Raw genomic sequence first — 19,214 nt, 5'->3', positions numbered from 1 at the left:
GGAGATTTTTAATGAAATTTACGCTTAAAGAATTAGCTGATTGGATTTCCGCTGAGTCTGGACTAGAAGTAACTGTCCAAGGTGATGAAAATTTTACTATTAGAAAAATAGCCACTATTGGCGCTGCAACGCAAAGTGACATTACTTTTTTAGCAAATAAAAAATACCAAAAGCACCTAGAAAACTCTAACGCCGGATGTGTCATTCTTACTCCTGACATGGCAAATGTCTGGAGCAAAGCGGCATTAGTCATGGAAAACCCATATGTTGGTTTTGCTCTTGTGGCTCAGAAGCTCGATACAACTCCACAACAAGTTAAGACCATTGCGCCTTCGGCTGTTATTGGTAAAACCGCTACTATTGGCAGAAATGTAGCCATAGGTCCAAATGTGGTAATAGAAGATGATGTTGTTATTGGCGATAACGCACAGATCGGAGCAGGTTCCTTCATCGGACAGGGTACAATACTCGGTGCAGGCACAAGACTATGGCCAAATGTTACGCTTTATCACAATGTAACTATCGGCTCAAATTGTACTATCCAAGCTAACTCAGTAATTGGTGCAGACGGTTTTGGTTACGCACCACTACATAAAAATGGAAACCAAAACTGGATCAAAATTCCTCAATTAGGCGGCGTTTCTATTGGCGAAGGTACTGAAATTGGTGCCAATACAACAATAGATCGCGGTGCAATCGAAGACACTGTTATTGGGATAGGCGTTATCTTAGATAATCAAATTCAGCTTGGTCACAATGTTAAGATTGGCGATTATACCGCAATTGCTGCTGGGACTTTGATAGCAGGCAGTACTAAGGTTGGTTGCAACGTCACCATTGGTGGCGGAGTTGGTATAACGGGCCATTTAAATATTTGCGATAATGCTTATATTACTGGGCGAACCTTTATCATTAACGATATAATGACGCCTGGCGTATATTCATCAGGGATGCCTGCAACAACAAATAAAGAGTGGCGCAATAATGCGGCGCGCTATAAAAAATTGACTGAACTATTTAATCGGGTGAAAACTTTAGAAAAGAAGATACCGTAGTAGTTTAGATTGCAGCTTGTAAGGAGACAAATTTTGTCTGAGCAATTGAATACATTTGAAATTGAAGAAATCATGTCATACCTGCCACATAGATACCCTATGTTGCTAATTGATAGAGTGATAGATTATAAAGTTGGTGAAACGTTGCACGCGATAAAAAACGTGACAATTAATGAGCCTATTTTTACTGGTCACTTTCCGGGGAAACCAGTTTTTCCAGGAGTATTGATTCTTGAAGCTATGGCTCAGGCAACTGGATTATTAGGATTTAAGACAATTGAGGCTCAAAAGGGTGAAGTTGATCCAAATGAGCTATATTTATTTGCAGCAATTGATAATGCTCGTTTTAAACAACCGGTAACTCCAGGAGACCAAATACACTTCCATGTTAAGTTTATCAAAGAGCGTCGTGGTATTTGGAAATTCTCTGGTGAAGCGCTAGTCGATGGTAAAATCGCCGCAAGTGCAGAAATAATGTGTGCTAGGCGCGTACTTTAGTTTAACTAATTAATAAAAGAGACTTTGATTTGATACACGAAACCGCAATCATTTCTGAAAAAGCAAAACTAGGCAAAAATGTAAGTGTTGGCCCTTACTCCATTATCGGTGACGATGTAGTTATCGGTGACAATACAGTGATTCATAGTCACGTAGTTGTAAAAGGCCCTAGTATTATTGGCAGTAATAATGAAATCTTCCAGTTTTCATCGGTAGGTGAAGATTGCCAAGACAAGAAATATGACGGCGAAACCAACTCGACTAGAGATTGGTGATAACAATATTATTCGTGAAAATGTAACCATTCACCGTGGTACGATTCAAGATCAAAGCCTAACTAAAATTGGTAGCAATAACCTGTTTATGGCCTATACCCACGTTGCTCATGATTGCATGATAGGTGACAACGTTATTTTTGCTAATAATGCCAGTGTGGCAGGCCACGTTCATGTAGGTGATTGGGCAATATTAGGTGGAATGGTTGGTGTGCATCAGTTTGTTCATATTGGCGCGCATAGCTTTATTGGTTTAAACAGTATTGTTGTTAAAGACGTTCCTCCGTATATTTTAGCTGCTGGTAATGGCGCTGAACCAAAAGGATTAAACTCGGAAGGGTTAAAGCGTCGTGGCTTTAGTACAGAACAGATTAGTGCCATCAAATCGGCCTATCGTACCTTGTATAGAAAAGGCCTTAAAGTGTCAGAGGCATTGGAGGAAATTGATGATTCTGATCCGTCAGTGGCTGACTTTACTAATTTTGTAAAACAATCTTCGCGTGGCATAATTCGTTAAATTAGCAATTCTACTCGCGTAGAAAGTACTCAAATAGAAAGAGAAATATGTCGACCTTAAAAATAGGCATAGTTGCTGGAGAACACTCTGGTGACTTATTGGGCGCTGACTTAATGTCGGCGCTTTCTGATCTAGCTAAACAACAAAGCTTAACCATTGAATATCGAGGTGTTGCCGGCCCTAAGATGATGGCCCTCGGCGCAACAAGTTATTTTGATATGGAAGAGCTCTCCGTAATGGGAATTGTTGAAATATTAAAACGACTTCCTCGTCTTTTAAAAAAACGAAAACAGCTCATTGCAGATTTAATTGATTGGCAGCCCGATGTTGTTATTGGTATTGATGCGCCTGAGTTTAATTTAGGATTAGAACTTAAATTAAAAGAGCAGGGCATTAAAACAGTGCATTACGTTAGTCCCTCGGTTTGGGCTTGGCGTCAGTCTAGGGTGAAAACTATTAAAAAAGCGGTGGATAAAGTTCTGGCTTTGTTACCCTTTGAAAAAGCATTTTATGACAAACATCATGTCCCTTGCGATTTTGTGGGCCATACATTAGCAGACCAAATCCCCGTTGGAAGTCAAAAGCAAGAGTGCCGAGCCGAGCTTGGACTTGAGGCTGAAACAAAAGTACTGGCTGTATTACCTGGCAGTCGTGGCTCAGAAATTAAGTTTTTATTAGCGCCATTTTTAGAAGCAGCTCAAGAACTAAAACTTACGTTTCCTACTCTGGTTATTTTGGTGCCAGCGGTTAACGAATTTAGAGCAAACAAATCCAAACTATTATTGATGAGCAGTTTGCAGATTTAGATGTTAACGTCTCTATCGCTAACGCTCGAGTCGTTATGGGAGCCGCGGATGTTGTTTTATTAGCGTCAGGTACGGCTACATTAGAAACCATGCTAATGAAAACGCCAATGGTAACGGCCTATAAGGTCAGTTGGTTTAGCCATGAGATATTTAAAAGACTTATTAAAACGCCATTTTTTACCCTTCCAAATCTATTAGCAGGTAAAGAAATTGTACCTGAGTTAATACAAGATGACGCTTCAGTAGAAAACTTGGTGAGCCATGTTAAGCCAATGCTTGAGCATACGAATACACAAATGATTGACCAGTTTACTAAGTTGCATGTTGAAATAAAAAGAGATGCAAGTGCAAGGGCTGCTAATTCTGTTTGGCAGTTACTTGATATAAATAATAAATAGTTATTGGTTGAGATAAGTTAACCAGAGAAGTAGATAAAGAGAAGCTTGCCATGTCAGTCATATTTAATGCAGAAAATTTTGTTCGTCCTAACGTATTGTTAATAGCTGGTGTTGATGAAGTCGGAAGAGGTCCTTTAGTGGGAGACGTAGTGACTGCTGCCGTTATATTAGATCCAAATAAGCCCATAGAAGGGCTGACAGATTCTAAAAAGCTATCAGAAAAAAAACGAACGGCATTGGCGGAAATCATAAAACGTGATGCGTTAGCTTGGGCAATTGGACGAGCGGATCCTAGTGAAATCGATGAGTTAAATATTTTACACGCCACTATGTTGGCCATGCAACGAGCGGTAGCAAGGTTAGATATACAACCAGAGCATGTTTTAATAGATGGTAACCGTGTTCCAGAGTTACCTATTGCGGGAAATGCCGTTGTTAAGGGTGACGCACTTGTTCCTGAGATCAGTGCTGCATCCATTATTGCAAAGGTCGCAAGAGATCAAGAAATGGATGAGCTTGACCAAATACACCCAGAATATGGTTTTGCTAAACATAAAGGTTATCCAACAAAACTTCACTTTGAAATGCTTGCTAAATATGGTCCAACACCGCACCATAGAAAAAGCTTTAAACCAGTGCAAAAAGCCCTGGGTTTGAGTTAAGCTTTAACGTCACTTTACAAAATTTCTGAACAAGTTAAATCGCTCAGAAAAAATTTTACTTTGTACCACTAATAAGAATAATACTACTTATGTCAGAAGCTTTAAGTTCGTCCGCCACTTCAATTTCAGATCCTAAATTTGTGCATCTCAGGGTCCATAGTGATTTTTCTATGATGGACGGGCTTGCAAAAGTTAAGGCAATTTTAGCGCGAGCTTCTGAGCAATCCATCCCTGCAATTGCATTAACCGATCAAATGAACTTGTGTGGACTCGTTAAGTTTTACGAAGGTGCGCACGGCAAAGGTATAAAGCCCATCATTGGAGTTGATGTTTGGGTTAAACGAGCAGATGACGAGCCGTTATTTAGACTTACCTTATTAGCTAAGAACAATGATGGTTATAAAAACATAACCACGCTAATCTCAAAGGCCTATCTTAGAGGCTCACTGCTTGGCAAAGTAGCCATCGATAAAGAGTGGCTAGTAGAGCACAAAGAAGGCGTCATCATATTATCCGGCGCTACGGCTGGCGATGTGGCCTATGCGTTAAGTAAACACAACAAAAAGCTATTGGCTGAAGTTACAGACTTTTACACAACACACTTTCACGATCACTTTTACATAGAGTTAACTCGTACTGGCAGGGCAAATGAAGCCATGTACGTGGAGCAGGCTTTAGATCTTGCTGAGCAATTAGAGTTACCTGTTGTTGCGACAAATGAAACTGTATTTTTAGACGCTTCCGACTTTGAAGCGCATGAAGTTCGAGTTTGTATAAATCAAAAGCGTACTATTGACGATAAAAACAGGCCAAAAGATTATAGCGCAGAGCAATACTTAAAAACTGAAGCGCAAATGTTGGAGCTTTTCGCCGATGTGCCTTCAGCGGTTCAAAACAGTGTTGAAATAGCCAAACGTTGTAATGTCACGGTTCAGTTAGGAACATACTTCTTACCGGAGTGTCCAACGGACGGAATGACGGAAGGCGACTTCTTAGTCAAATTGTCTGAAGAAGGTCTAGAGGAACGATTAGAGTTTCTATTCCCTGATGAAGGTGAACGTGCTGAGAAACGAGTAGAGTATGATGAGCGTCTTGATATAGAACTTAAAGTAATCAACCAAATGGGCTTTCCAGGTTACTTCTTGATCGTTGCTGAGTTCATTCAGTGGAGTAAAGACAATAACATACCAGTTGGCCCAGGACGTGGTTCTGGTGCTGGTTCATTAGTGGCGTATGCGTTAAAGATTACCGACCTAGATCCACTTGAATTTGCCTTGCTATTTGAGCGATTCCTAAATCCAGAACGTGTTTCAATGCCCGATTTTGATATTGATTTCTGCATGGATCGCCGTGACGAAGTAATTGATCACGTTGCTGAGCTATATGGGCGTGACGCCGTATCCCAGATTATTACTTTTGGTACATTAGCCGCAAAAGCCGTAATTCAGTCAGTAGGACGCGTGCTTGGCCAACCCTTTGGCTTTTTTGACCGCATTTCAAAACTAGTGCCGGGAGACCCTGGTATCACATTGGAAAAAGCGTTTAAGGCCGAGCCTCAACTAGAGCAACTGTACAATCAAGATGAAGAAGTTCGCGAGCTTATTGATATGGCTCGTAAACTAGAGGGTGTTACTCGAGGCGCAGGTAAGCATGCTGGTGGTGTTGTTATAGCCCCTACTAAAATCACTGATTTTGCACCATTGTATTGTGATGATGATGGTAATAACCCAGTTACGCAATTTGATAAAAATGATGTTGAGACTGCTGGTCTCGTTAAGTTTGACTTCTTAGGGTTAAGAACGTTAACCATTTTACAATGGGCGATTGATATGGCGAACAGCCGTATTGATGATCCAGCTAAACATGTTGATATCACTTCAATTGATATGGCAGACCCAGCAAGTTTTAGAATGCTGATGAACTCTGAGACAACCGCGGTATTCCAGTTGGAATCTTCGGGTATGAAAAGTCTAATTAAAAAACTTCAGCCTGATACTTTTGAAGACATTATCGCCCTAGTTGCACTATTCAGACCTGGTCCATTAGATTCGGGCATGGTTGACAACTTTATAGAACGTAAACATGGTCGAGAAGAAGTTGCTTACCCAGATCATGATTATCAGCACGATTGCTTAAAAGAAATTCTAGAGCCGACCTACGGGATCATTCTGTATCAAGAACAGGTAATGCAGATTGCTCAGGAAATGGCGGGTTACTCACTAGGTGGCGCCGACCTTTTACGTCGAGCCATGGGTAAGAAAAAGCCAGAAGAAATGGAAAAGCAGCGCTCCTCCTTTGCTGAAGGGTCAAAGAACAACAATATTGACCCTGAACTTGCCATGAAGATTTTTGACTTGGTTGAAAAGTTTGCTGGTTACGGTTTTAACAAATCTCACTCTGCTGCATACGCCTTAGTTTCCTATCAAACATTGTGGATGAAATGTCACTACCCATCTGAGTTTATGGCGGCGGTAATGTCTGCGGACATGGATAATACTGACAAAATAGTTACGTTAGTTGATGAATGTGATCGTATGAAGCTCACTATTGAGCCACCTGATGTTAACTCCGGTTCTTATAAGTTTACGGTTAATGACGAAGGCCACGTAGTTTATGGTATTGGCGCCATCAAAGGAGTTGGTGAAGGTCCAGTTGAAGCCATACTTGAAGCACGGGAAGAAGGCGGGCGATTTACTGATTTATTTGATTTCTGTGCACGAGTAGATGTTAAACGAATAAACAAACGTGTAATGGAAAAGCTGGTACTAGCAGGGGCGTTAGATCAGTTGGGGCCAGAGCCTCATACTCAAGAGAATAGAGCCATTATTATGGCATCGCTTGAAGACGCTATGAAAGCGGCTACTCAACATGCTAAAAACGCAGATTTAGGTCAGTCAGACTTATTTGGTTTATTTGATACTGAACATGAAGAAGTGCAGCCTCAGTTTAAAACAGCAACTTTATGGCCTGACGCTACCTGGCTGCAAGGTGAAAAAGATACCCTTGGACTTTTCTTAACGGGTCATCCAATTAATGCATATCGTAAAGAGTTGAGGCACTACACAAAAATAAAGCTGTCGGAAGTTGAGCCTACTCGCAGAGACCAAATGGTGACAGTTTGTGGATTGATAATTGACATGCGAGTGCTAGTCAATAAAAAAGGAAATCAATGGGCACTGGTAACTTTAGATGACAAAAGTGGTCGTTTAGACTTTAGATTATTCCCCGAACAATTTGAGCAATTCAAAGATTTGTTGCAAAGTGGTGAAATTATAGTCGTTTCTGGACAGGTCAGCTTTGATAATTACAGTGACGGCAATACAATGACCGGGCGTGATGTTATGTCTTTAACAATGGCGCGTGAAAAATTCGTTAGAAATATAAAGCTAGACGTTGCTGGTGAGTCACAAGCCACTAGTGTAATGAATAGTTTAAAACGAATTTTATTGCCATATAAAGATGGAACAACACCAATACGAATTGGCTATCAAAATGAATTGGCAAGTGCAGAGTTAGAGTTAGGAACAGCGTGGCGAGTTACGCCGGATGAACAGTTTTCGTAGATGTAATGGAGCACTTGGCTATTGAGCCTAAATTAGAATTCTAGTATTCATGTAAAGTAAATCATGGATAGAAAATTAAAGTGAACTGGTGAAAGAATGAGTCTCAATTATCTTGAGTTTGAACAACCGATTGCTGAGTTAGAAGCAAAAATTAATGAATTACAAAATGTTAACCGCGGTGGCGAGTTAGATTTAGGCTTAGAGCAAGAAATCTCTAACTTAAAAGAGAAAAACCGTGAATTAACGGAAAAGATTTTTGGAAACCTTGGTGCTTGGCAAGTTGCCCAAATAGCAAGGCACCCACTTCGTCCATATACTAAAGACTATATCGAGCGCATATTTACTGAGTTTGATGAGTTAGCCGGTGACCGCACTTACGCAAATGATTTAGCGATTGTTGGCGGTATTGCACGTTTAGATGATGAGCCAGTTATGATTATTGGTCAGCAAAAAGGTCGTGATACAGCAGAAAAAATTAAACGTAACTTTGGTATGCCTAAACCTGAAGGTTACCGTAAAGCACTTCGCCTAATGGAAATGGCAGAGCGTTTTGATATGCCAATTATCACATTTATTGATACGCCAGGAGCATATCCTGGAATAGGCGCAGAAGAACGTGGTCAAAGCGAAGCCATTGCACGTAACTTAAAAGTAATGTCAGGTTTAAAAGTACCGGTTATTTGTACTGTAATTGGTGAAGGTGGCTCAGGTGGCGCGTTGGCAATTGGTGTTGGCGATCGAGTTAACATGTTGCAATACGCAACGTACTCGGTTATTTCGCCAGAAGGTTGTGCGTCTATTTTGTGGAAAAGCGCGGCAAAAGCGCCAGATGCTGCGGATGCAATGGGCATCACAGCGAACAAAATCAAAGAGCTAGACTTAATTGATAATATTATTTCAGAGCCTCTTGGTGGCGCACACAGAGACATGGATAAAATGGCCTCAAACTTAAAGCAACGTTTAAAACAAGATTTAACGGATCTTAGAACATTGTCAAAAGAAGAGCTGCTAGATAAGCGTTACAATCGTTTGATGGCGTTTGGCTATTTATAAACAAAAAAGTATCGTATTATTAAAGCCATCTTTTAGATGGCTTTTTTATGCCTGTTTATCATCAAACTAAACATTAAAATTGAGACTCATGAGCACTGTTAGTCAATCAGCTACCGCACTTAATCCACTCCATTTGTATCGGTCTTTACAAGATTTAAACGTCATAACTGCAGACAGTACAACTCAACCCTCTATTGTGGTTGCGCTCAGCGGTGGACTAGATTCTATGGTGATGTTAAGACTAATGTTAGAGTTAAGGTATCAGTACCAAGTTAGTTTTAGTGCAATTCATATTAATCATGGCTTGAGTGAAAATGCCGATGACTGGCAATCGTTCGTAACTCAATATTGTCAGATAAATGATATCGAACTTTCTTGTCATCAACTCGTACTAGAAAAAACCGCTCAACGTTCACTTGAGCAAATAGCTAGAGATGCAAGGTACGCCGTTTTTGCCGATAGTTTACCCGTTGGCACCTTTGTTCTAACTGGACATCATTTATTGGACCAAGTTGAAACCTTTATGATGCGACTATCAAGAGGTTCAGGTAGTAAAGGATTATCTGCGATGCGTCCATGTGCAGACTTGCCAAACAGCATGGGTCAAAGTAAACAGATAAGATTAGTTAGGCCTCTATTATCGCTATCAAAGGCTGAATTAATCCAATATGCAAAACAAGAGTTTTTAGACTGGATTGAAGATGAAAGTAACGCATGTTTAGATTTTGACAGAAATTTCATTCGCCATAAAGTCTCGCCTACATTAACGGAACGTTGGCCGCATATGGCTAGCGCAATTAAAACAACAACCGATTTATTGTCTAGAGAAAGTGACTTGTTGTCTTTGTATTTGCAACAAGACCTGTCTGGTTTAATTGAGAACAGAGTTTTCGGTTTTGAGTGTTTAAACTTAGCTAAACTAGCGCAGCTAAACACATTAAAACAACCAGAACTTGTTCGGCTTTTCATCGCAAATCACACAACAAGAACGCCCTCTAGAAACGTATTAACTGAAGTAATGACAACGGTTATTAATAGTAAAGAAGATAGCCAAGCATTAGTGGAGTTTAGTGGTTATTCGTTGCGACAATATAGAGGTTATTTGTATTGTTTAAAGCTTACTTCAGAAGCGGTACCACAAACTTTAACGCTAGATACACGTTCAAATGAACCGAATTCAAACGAACTAATGTTAGGTGGTTTGGTAGCGGCAGATAAGACTCAGACTTATTCACAAGAGTTACCGTCAGGCAGTCTGTTTGCGGGCAAAACCTTTTCGATTAGTGTATTGCCGAGCTTTTTTAAAGAATGTCACCGTTTTAACCAGGTAGAAGCTGATTCAGAAAAGAATGCTGAGTTATTAGTTCAAGTTAAATGGGGCCAAATTGTAGGTAAAATCCAACCCAACGTTAAGTCGGGCAACAAAAAAGTATCTGAGTTATTGAAACAAAAAGGCTGTCCAGCTTGGTTAAGAGAAAGGATGCCAAACGTTTATATAAATAATCAGCTAGCCGCTGTTGGGGAAATTGCGGTTGCTTTTGAACTGCAACCGCATATTAAGGTTCAATTAGATTGATGACAAAAAGTTACGTTAGTTATTAATAAACTAAGCAAATTTAACGCAATTTTTACCGGCTTGTTTAGCTTGGTAAAGGGCTTTGTCCGCTTTAGCAAAAATAGTGCTTTCTAAGTCTTCGGTGGCGCTTATAGCAGCGCCAATACTCACGCTAACATGAAACTTTTTAACAATATCAGAGTCTTTCACCGTACTTAAAAGGCGATTTGAAACGATAGATGCAGAGCTCTTTTTATCGTGTTCCAATATAATGGCAAACTCGTCGCCACCAAATCTGAAAAACTGATCGGTATTTCTCAAACACTTGTTGGCAAGATTTACAAACTGAACTAAAAGTTCATCCCCCATTTGATGACCAAAATTATCGTTCACTTGTTTAAAATTATCTAAATCCATCACAAGTAAAGAAAATGGTGTGTTATAGCGTTTAGAATGCGAAATGGCTCTTGAAATCGCCTCGTTGTAACTAGTCCTGTTTCCTATTCCTGTTAAAGAGTCTTTCAAAGCTAACTGTTGTAATTGCCAAAAAGCCAAAGCGTTACGTAATGGAAATACCAGTCGCTTCTGAAAATTGCTCAATGACGAAAGTAAAATGTCAGTTATTGGCTTTTGGGAATGGTATAAAACCCGACCCATTAACTGATCATGAATTCGAATTGGCAACGCTAATGTCTCACAACCTTTTGCGGCCTTACCTGTTGTGAATCTGCCATGGTAAGTTTCTAAATCAATCGCACTGATTTTAAAACTATTGGAAAGCGCTTCTAAAAAGATGGTAAGTTGTTGTTCAATATCTAGTGTTGTTTGTAATTGTTCAACTAACGATATCTGGTCATTATAGCCTGTCTGGTATCCTGCCCAGTTTGTTAACAAGGCTGCATTTGAGTCAGGGTTTATTACGTCTAGGTGACTAATATAATCCACTGATGCCTCCAAAATTGGTAATAAAATAAAATTCTAATTGTACTAAGCGAAAGTCATGCCAGTTATGCAATGAACTGATAAATAAAGAATAAATATAGTGGTCAAAAGATGTTCTGCTACACTGACAGAATGCCGTCGGCAAACACTGGCCAAATAAGAGGTTTAAACACGTAGATTATGGAACATGGGATTTTTCTAGAGTTAATCTTTTTACTGGCCACCTCTGTGTTTTTAGTATGGTTATTTAAACGGATTAAGCTGCCGGCCATTTTAGCTTACTTAGTGGCAGGCGTAATTGCAGGTCCGCAGGTGATGAGTGTTATCTCAGATCCTAAAGATTTACTCATAGTTGCGGAATTGGGCATCGTTTTTCTGCTATTTAGTTTAGGACTCGAATTTTCTGTACCAAAGTTAGTGGCCATGCGGCATCTGGTTTTTGGTGTCGGCAGTGCCCAAGTTATTCTGACACTAATAATATTCATGCTCATATTTGTTGGTTTAAACCATTCTTGGAGCAGTGCATTTATTATCGGTAGTATCTTTGCTTTATCCTCTACTGCCGTTGTTGTTAAATCTCTTAACGAAACTGGGCTTACTCAGACAAAGCGTGGGCAAGTTGCTATAAGCATTCTGCTATTTCAAGATATAGCGGTGGTTGCTTTTTTAATCGCCATTCCAATACTTGGAGGGGACGGGGAAAGCAGTTTATTGTTGGCTATTTTAATTGCTCTGGGTAAAGGCGCTATAGTCGTTGCTATATTGCTCTCCGTCGGCAAGTGGATATTACCAAAAATATTTAATCAAGTTGCTCAAGTTCGCACAGATGAACTATTTGTACTCACCGCCATACTCGTTACTGTTCTAGCGGGCACGCTCACGAGCTTTTTCGGTCTTTCAATGGCACTGGGGGCATTTTTGGCTGGCATGATGCTCAGTGAGAGCCAATATAAACATCAGTTAGAAGCTGATATCCGGCCGTTCAGAGATATTTTAATGGGGTTGTTCTTTATTTCAGTAGGAACGGCTCTAAACCTCCATGCAATGGTAAGTCAATGGGCTTTTATATTAAGCGCCATTGCCGTCATGCTCATTATTAAAACACTGATTATTAGGCACGTCTCAGTATTAGCAGGGGAAACCAGTGCGGATGGCTGGTCGACCGGACTAATGTTATTCCAAATGGGAGAGTTTGGCTTTGTTCTAGTTGCATTAGCGCAACAATTTGATCTGTTATCATCAGAGCTTGCTGCAGCATTATTAGGCGTGGGAGTGATAAGTATGGCGGTAACTCCTAGTATTATTAGCAACGATAAAAAGCTGGTTTTGGCAGGAGGCCGACTATTTGGTAAAAAAGAGCAGCAGCATAATGAGTCCACGGAAGCTGAATTTGAAACCAATCTAAAAGGTCACGTCATTATTTGTGGCTTTGGTCGAGTTGGCCAAACCGTTAGTCGTTTCCTAAAATCCGAAGCCGTGCCTTATGTTGTGCTTGATGTTGATCCCGTTCGAGTTGCTGAAGCACAAGCGGCTGGTGAAAATGTTCAGTTTGGACATGCGCGTGACAAAGCGATTTTAAATGCCGTGAAAGTAAGCGATGCAAAGCTGGTGGTCATTACTTTTGGTGATTTAACAAAAACACAAACGGTTATTAATAATGTTAAGCAGTGCTCATCCTCTGCTCGAATAATGGTTCGTACTAAATCAGATGAACATATGGCGTTTATCCTTGAAGAGGGAGCCGATCAAGTGGTCCCGGAAGCTATTGAGGGCAGTTTAATGCTTGTATCTCAGGTATTGTTCGAATCTGGTGTTCCTATGTCTCGAGTATTAAGGCGTATTCGTAAGGAACGTGAAAATAGATACGGTCAAATGCATGGCTTTTATCAAGGTGAAGGCACGGAAATATCATCGGATAAAAGAGACTTATTAGAGTTTATTCATGCAATAGCGATTCCGGAAGATGCTTTTGCAGTTGGTAAAACGTTAGCGGAACTAAGAATCGTGGAGCGTCGCATTGATATTATCGGCTTGCGAAGAGAGCGCGAAGAGATTTCAAACCCTGAGCTTGATACCGTAGTAAAAGCTCAGGACATAATTGTAGTGAAAGGAAAACCACGTCGAGTGGAGCGTATAGAGCGCTTTTTAATGACAGGATAAACCTTGTTTTTATTTAGCCTTTGCCTTTGATAAATTTGCCTTTAGTTCGGCGGCCGTGCCCAGCTCCAAAAACTCTAATATTTCGTCGATGCGCTCCATGCCATCTTCGTAGCCAATTTGAATAAGCTTTTCGGTAAATGGCTTTTCAAATAAAATATAGCTAAGCAAAGCAGACTCTTCATTCTGTTTTACACCAAAAAAACGCATTAAAAATTTAATCGCTGGTGATAGGTTTTTATAATAGTGTCGAGCTAATTTATTAAAGTTTCTAGACGGATTAATAAGTAGCGTATCGATATGTTTTAAACCTGTTTTTTCAGTAGGCGCGTATTCTAAGGTTTTGTTAATCCGTTCTAATCTTTCCAAGTCAGCATTCATAGAGTCAGTAAATACGGTATCTAATAAGTGGCCTGTTATAGCGGCTGAATTAGGATGAAACTCAGACTGACCATAGTATTTGTCTTGATTTGGCTGCTCAACACCGAGTATCAAAATTTTGTCTGCACCTAGATGTATAGCAGGACTTAGCGGGCTCAGTTGGTGTATAGCTCCATCGCCATAATAGCTTTCGCCAATTTTTATGCTTGGAAACATAAGTGGTATCGCAGATGATGCCATTAAATGTCGAGTGGTGAGTACGGTTTTAACTCCTTGGCGTTTGGCACGCTTCCACTCTTGACCTTCGCTTGATTGAAAAAATGAAATAGAGTCGCCGTTACTATAGCTTGATGCTGACACTGAGATAGCCGACAAATGATCACTTAGAATATTTCTATCGATTCGTTGAAAGTTAATCACTTGCTTAAGTAAGTCTCTAAGAGGTTCGTTGTTTAACAAACTAGTGGCTCTATCAATGCCTTTTTTACTAAATCGTGATAAAAAGTTTTTAAATAAATGAGAAAAAACACCTCGCCATGTGCTGGCATAAACTTGATCTGTTGAGAAGTTTTTCCATACCCATTCTGCTTTTTTTACCCCGAGATGAAAACAAGATGCATGAGTAGACAAGGTGACCGCATTAATTGCGCCAGCTGACGTACCACATATTATTTTAAAAGGTGTTTTTTGATTACGAGGAAGATGCGCCATTACCGCTTTTAACACGCCAATTTGGTAAGCAGCTCGAGCGCCACCACCGGTTAATACAAGCGCTATTTTAGCGGGTTCTTTGGGCTGATTAAAAAGCATTTGTTCAAATTATCCTTGTTAGAAAACACCAGAAATACAAATCTAAGTATACCCCAAGGTATTCAAACACGACTATTAAATTAGCAACAATCTAAGAGAGCTTGTTTATTGAACAGTTAACGTTGGTTTTCTTTTTACACCTTGCAACTCCCAATATATTGCGTAATAATTCGCGCCGTTAGGTTTTCTATCTAACAGCTCGTTATGGTGACCCCATTGGTTCTCTCGCAACGATAGCTGGTAAACTTGGTCAGGCCCGGAAGGGAGCAGCCATAGCTGGTGATTCGTGTGCCGAGATGTCGCTGGTGGGGTTGCCACCCAAACAATTTTAAAATTCCCGCTTTAGTAAATGTAATCAAACTTGAGAATAGACTTTTGTCTGATGGCTTTTGACCGAAACGACATGATTTCAACAACCTAATCTCTTTATTTCATGATTTGTTACAAGTTACTCTAAATATTCACTTTTGGTTGTTCTTTCCTACATTGCAGTTGCCAACTTAAAATTATACAGTAGCTGATAAATAAAATTCTAATAATGTAAGGGAGTTACCCATTATGGTCTCTGCTAAGTTTCGCTCAATGTCAGTATTGGCAGCAGCGTTAGCAATCTCACCATTTGCTCAGGCATCATCAACACTAGAATTAGAAAAGTGTTTTGTTGATGGCGTTAAGAGTAAAGCCTTGTGCGGCACATTACCAGTTGCTGAAAATCGCTCAAAACCAATGTCTGATGATAACAAAATAGACTTGAATGTTGTTGTATTGCCGCGGTTTAAAGAAGAAAGTAAGTCGTTACCTGTTGTCTTTTTAGCTGGTGGTCCAGGGCAAGCTGCAACAGAGTTGGCTGGTGGTTTAAATATGATGTTAAATGATGTCAGACAGCAGCACGATATCATTTTAGTTGACCAAAGAGGAACGGGTAAGTCTTCTGCGTTAATTTGTAATGAGGATGGCATTGACCCACTAACGTTTGACGAAAGTACTCTAGACATAAAGTTAGAAGTAAAAAAATGTCTTAGTGATTTATCAGATCATCACTTACCAAGTTATAACTCAATAGATTCGATTAAAGATATTGAAGCCGTAAGAGAAGCGTTAGGTCATAAGAAACTACATGTTTTTGGCGGTTCATATGGTACTCGAGCCGGTTTTACCTATCTTCAACAATTCCCAGAATCGATAGAAACTGCAACCTTAGATAGTAACGCGCCAATGCAATTAGTTATTGGTTTTTTTGGCAAAACTTCAGAACGAGCTTTTGACCTATTAATCGAAGATTGTAAAGCCCATGAAGCTTGTAACCAAGCGTTCCCAAATTTAAAGCAAGATTATCTAACGTTAACGAATCGCCTAAAAGAAGGGCCGATTGTTCAACAAATTCATCATCCGTTAAGTGGTGAGCCAGTAGATATGATTTTAAGCTACAACAAGGTCACTGATACACTGCGAGGCACATTATATGCCTTAGGATCTCGAGTGATGCTGCCTTATGTAGTGAACAAAGCTGCTGCAGGCGATTACCGAGCTTTGGCAGCTATGATTGGTCAAACGGACAGAGCAGAACGTGCGCCTGGACAACTGTATGCTGGGTTAACAATGAACATTCTTTGTAATGAAGACTTCCCACGAGCCATGCCTTCTGATTATACCAATGATGCAGATAATTATTTTAATGGTGAGCGTGGTTACAATGCGTTGAGCGAATATTGCAAATACTGGCCTGAATGGTCCGTTGATCCTGAATTTAATAAACCATTAAAAACCTCAGTACCGGTATTACTGTTTTCTGGAAAGTATGATCCAGTGACGCCGCCAGCTTACGGTGAAATGGCAATGGAAACACTAGAGAATGCAAAACATGTAGTGATTGAGCAAGGCTCTCATGTTGCCTCTTTTAGAACGTGTTTAAAACCGATACAAGAGTTTTTAAGTACGTCTTCGTTAGATAACTTAGACTTTAGTTGTGCGGAAGAAGTTCGACCGCAGTTGTTTTTCACGAACAAAAATCAGCTTAAGTAAGGATACGTTATGTTAGAAGTAAAAAATTTAGTTAAGAAGTTTGGTGACGTTGAAGCACTTAAGAACTTAAGCTTTAGTGCCCAAGACGGTCAAATTACTGGTTTGCTTGGACCAAACGGTGCTGGTAAAACAACGGCGTTGCGTGTTCTTTATGGTTTATTAAAAGCAGACGATGGTGTTGGCGTTATCAATGGTATCGACAGCCAGAAAGATCCAATTGGCGCACGTAAAGAGATTGGCATATTTCCAGATAAATTTGGCCTTTATGAACGCTTAACGGCAAGAGAGCAAATTGCCTATTTTGCCGACTTACATGGCCTTGTAGGTGATGCGAAGATGCAAGCGATTGAGAAGGTAATTAAACGATTAGACATTGGAGATATTATAGATCGTCGATGCGCTGGTTTTTCTCAAGGTCAACGTATGAAAGTAGTGTTAGCGCAAAGTTTAGTACATGAGCCTAAAAACTTAATTCTTGACGAACCTACTCGTGGTTTAGATGTAATGAGTACTCGAATTTTACGAGATATTCTTATCGAATTAAAAGAGCAAGGAACCTGTATCTTATTTTCATCTCACGTAATGCAAGAAGTTGCTGCCTTGTGCGATAAAGTAATAGTAATCGCCGATGGTAAAATTGCCGATGAAGGCACTCCGCAAGAGTTGTGTGAGCGCACTGGTAAAGAGTCGTTGGAAGAAGCATTTGTGACATTGATTGGCAGTGATGAGGGGATAGCAGCATGATAAAGGCACTTTTTAAAAAGGAATTTATAGATACCATTCGTGATAAGCGATCGGTAGTTGCTGCGCTATTTGGTGCATTGTTCACACCGTTATTGTTTGCCGTAATGATGACGTTCAATATTGAAAAAGCGCGTTCAGTTGATGATGTTTACATTGAAATTAACAACGCAGATATGGCACCTCAAATAGTTGAGTTGTTAGACCGAGAAAGTATTTTTCATGCAGAGCTACCAAGTACCGGTAAAAAGTTTGAGCTTAATGGTGAAACGCATACACACTCTAAAATTAGCCTGACATTTTCTGACGATTTTGAATCGCAGTTAAGCTCTGGTTTACCAGCAAATATATTAATCAATGCTGACTATTCAGACCAAGAACGTTCTTCTCAAATTAGACGGGTGAAAAGGGTACTTGAGAATTACGAAGGTGCAGTTTTAAACATGCGCTTAGTAGCACGAGGCATATCTCCATTAGTAATAGATGTAGTGGATTTAGAGGAGCAAGATACGAGTACACCAGGTTCTAAATCTGCAATTATTTTGGGCATGTTGGGTGTGTTTATTTTATTCTCGGTCTTTGTTTCATCAACTAATGTAGCAATAGATTGCAGTGCTGGTGAGCGTGAACGTAACTCACTTGAGTTATTGTTGATGCAACCGGTATCAACCTTTGATGTTGTAGCTTCTAAAACCATTAACACAGGTTTGTTTGGGTTATTTGCTGGTACATTAAGTATTGCTTTAACGGCAGTAGTGATTCCGTTTATACCACTGCATAAAATTGGCATGGCATTTAACTTTGACTTAGAAGTTGCGGTGAAGATGTGGTTCATCATTCTGCCACTAGCTTTTTTTGCTGCAGCGTTTCAGTTGGTTACTACATTCCACGCTAAGTCATTTAAAGAAGCACAAACCTACATTCAGTATTCAATTATGCTTCCATTGATTGTGCCTATGGCATTGGAATTCAGTAAATACAAACATGCGGCATTAGATTACTTACCAATTGTTGCTCAGCAACAGGCAATTAGTAAATTAATACGTGGTGAGCTAACTGACTTTACGCCAGTAATAGGCGGAATGATTGTAACTATGTTGTTCTCATATGGATTGGTATTGTTCACTTCAAAGTCTTTGAAGTCAGAGAAGGTAGTGTTAGGACTGTAGTTGCAGGACAGAAGTTTTAAGACAGAAGTTTTAAGACTGAAGTCGCAAGATTGAAGTTGAAGTACTGTGGTTTAATCACAACCCAGCAAAATGAAAAAGCACAGCTAAGGCTGTGCTTTTTTTTGCTTATTAATTAAATCACTCTGTACTATTTCTAATGCTTTAATGGCCGTGTCGGTATTTATATTGTTACTCTCAAATAACATAATTAAATCTACGGCAAGTTGTACATGCTCTGGAGCGTCCTCAAGAGGGTGACCACTATTTTCTTCTTGTTTTTCTTTTTCAGGCAAACCTTTATTCTCTATTTTCTCTAGAGTTCATAAACTCCAATGCTCGACCAATTGCTTCTCGTACTTGCATTTCCATTTCGTAACGTTCGGCTTGAGGTAGATAAAATGCCATATCCACTTCATGACGGATATATTTTGATGGTAATTGATTTAATACAATACAGCACATATCAGCTAAAAATTCGTCGTCGTATTTATCATCTAATTTGTTATGGGCAATGTAGTCAATGACTAGCTTTTCGTAATAATTATGAATGTCGGTAGATAGTTGCATAACGTTTCCCTATTTAATTACTGTTAATAAACATAACACTTAA

Annotated in this window: 13 protein-coding genes, 1 other RNA gene and 3 pseudogenes; 13 read left to right on the top strand and 4 right to left on the bottom strand. The window is 39.8% G+C overall.

Features of this window, described 5'->3' with window-relative positions; translation table 11 throughout:
- Positions 1-11: 11 nt before the first annotated feature.
- From lpxD to tilS, 8 genes and pseudogenes are all read left to right on the top strand, one after another.
- Complete coding sequence (gene lpxD, locus GNP35_RS03005) at positions 12-1,055, top strand: UDP-3-O-(3-hydroxymyristoyl)glucosamine N-acyltransferase (RefSeq protein ID WP_155694376.1); 1,044 nt, start codon at positions 12-14, stop codon at positions 1,053-1,055.
- A gap of 33 nt (positions 1,056-1,088) precedes the next feature.
- Positions 1,089-1,553 (top strand): 3-hydroxyacyl-ACP dehydratase FabZ, encoded by a 465-nt coding sequence (fabZ, locus tag GNP35_RS03000; RefSeq protein WP_155694374.1) that lies wholly within the window; start codon positions 1,089-1,091, stop codon positions 1,551-1,553.
- 29 nt (positions 1,554-1,582) lie between these two features.
- Positions 1,583-2,345 (top strand): annotated as a pseudogene (gene lpxA, locus GNP35_RS02995) (acyl-ACP--UDP-N-acetylglucosamine O-acyltransferase).
- Between the two features lie 47 nt (positions 2,346-2,392).
- A pseudogene (lpxB, locus tag GNP35_RS02990) lies at positions 2,393-3,549 on the top strand (lipid-A-disaccharide synthase).
- A gap of 44 nt (positions 3,550-3,593) precedes the next feature.
- Positions 3,594-4,211 (top strand): annotated as a pseudogene (rnhB, locus tag GNP35_RS02985) (ribonuclease HII); the annotation flags it as partial.
- 89 nt (positions 4,212-4,300) lie between these two features.
- Positions 4,301-7,774 (top strand): DNA polymerase III subunit alpha, encoded by a 3,474-nt coding sequence (dnaE, locus tag GNP35_RS02980; protein ID WP_155694371.1) that lies wholly within the window; start codon positions 4,301-4,303, stop codon positions 7,772-7,774.
- A 96-nt stretch (positions 7,775-7,870) separates the two neighbouring features.
- Positions 7,871-8,827, top strand: coding sequence for an acetyl-CoA carboxylase carboxyl transferase subunit alpha (gene accA, locus GNP35_RS02975; protein WP_155694369.1), 957 nt, complete (start codon positions 7,871-7,873; stop codon positions 8,825-8,827).
- Between the two features lie 88 nt (positions 8,828-8,915).
- The gene (gene tilS / locus GNP35_RS02970; RefSeq protein ID WP_155694367.1) at positions 8,916-10,403 is read left to right on the top strand and encodes a tRNA lysidine(34) synthetase TilS; all 1,488 of its coding nucleotides are present in this window, start codon (positions 8,916-8,918) and stop codon (positions 10,401-10,403) included.
- A 30-nt stretch (positions 10,404-10,433) separates the two neighbouring features.
- Here tilS and GNP35_RS02965 read toward each other — a convergent pair whose 3' ends face one another.
- On the bottom strand, positions 10,434-11,327 hold the full coding sequence (locus GNP35_RS02965; protein ID WP_155694365.1) for a GGDEF domain-containing protein: 894 nt from the start codon (positions 11,325-11,327) through the stop codon (positions 10,434-10,436).
- Between the two features lie 177 nt (positions 11,328-11,504).
- Here GNP35_RS02965 and GNP35_RS02960 point away from each other — a divergent pair, with 177 nt between their 5' ends.
- Entirely contained in the window at positions 11,505-13,484 is a 1,980-nt protein-coding gene (locus GNP35_RS02960) for a cation:proton antiporter domain-containing protein (RefSeq protein WP_155694363.1), read from the top strand.
- Between the two features lie 9 nt (positions 13,485-13,493).
- Here GNP35_RS02960 and GNP35_RS02955 read toward each other — a convergent pair whose 3' ends face one another.
- Positions 13,494-14,672, bottom strand: coding sequence for a patatin-like phospholipase family protein (locus GNP35_RS02955; RefSeq protein ID WP_155694361.1), 1,179 nt, complete (start codon positions 14,670-14,672; stop codon positions 13,494-13,496).
- A 214-nt stretch (positions 14,673-14,886) separates the two neighbouring features.
- Between GNP35_RS02955 and ffs the strand changes: the two genes are divergently transcribed.
- From ffs to GNP35_RS02935, 4 genes are all read left to right on the top strand, one after another.
- An RNA gene (gene ffs, locus GNP35_RS02950) (signal recognition particle sRNA small type) lies at positions 14,887-14,983 on the top strand.
- A 247-nt stretch (positions 14,984-15,230) separates the two neighbouring features.
- The gene (locus tag GNP35_RS02945; RefSeq protein ID WP_155694359.1) at positions 15,231-16,694 is read left to right on the top strand and encodes an alpha/beta hydrolase; all 1,464 of its coding nucleotides are present in this window, start codon (positions 15,231-15,233) and stop codon (positions 16,692-16,694) included.
- 9 nt (positions 16,695-16,703) lie between these two features.
- The gene (locus tag GNP35_RS02940; protein WP_155694357.1) at positions 16,704-17,438 is read left to right on the top strand and encodes an ABC transporter ATP-binding protein; all 735 of its coding nucleotides are present in this window, start codon (positions 16,704-16,706) and stop codon (positions 17,436-17,438) included.
- A complete protein-coding gene (locus GNP35_RS02935) occupies positions 17,435-18,604 on the top strand; it encodes an ABC transporter permease (RefSeq protein ID WP_155694356.1) in 1,170 nt (389 codons plus the stop codon). The genes GNP35_RS02940 and GNP35_RS02935 overlap by 4 nt, the downstream gene beginning before the upstream one ends.
- A 104-nt stretch (positions 18,605-18,708) precedes the next feature.
- On the opposite strand, the gene GNP35_RS02930 is transcribed toward GNP35_RS02935, so the two are convergent.
- Together GNP35_RS02930 and GNP35_RS02925 are read right to left on the bottom strand one after the other, a co-directional pair.
- Entirely contained in the window at positions 18,709-18,897 is a 189-nt protein-coding gene (locus tag GNP35_RS02930; RefSeq protein ID WP_155694354.1) for a YbaM family protein, read from the bottom strand.
- 4 nt (positions 18,898-18,901) lie between these two features.
- Complete coding sequence (locus tag GNP35_RS02925) at positions 18,902-19,171, bottom strand: late competence development ComFB family protein (RefSeq protein ID WP_155694352.1); 270 nt, start codon at positions 19,169-19,171, stop codon at positions 18,902-18,904.
- Positions 19,172-19,214 lie beyond the last annotated feature (43 nt).

It is taken from the genome of Psychrosphaera haliotis, assembly GCF_009728465.1.
Taxonomy (GTDB): domain Bacteria; phylum Pseudomonadota; class Gammaproteobacteria; order Enterobacterales; family Alteromonadaceae; genus Psychrosphaera; species Psychrosphaera haliotis.
The sequence above is the reverse complement of the archived record's forward strand: the minus strand, read 5'-3'. Positions and strand labels throughout refer to the sequence as shown.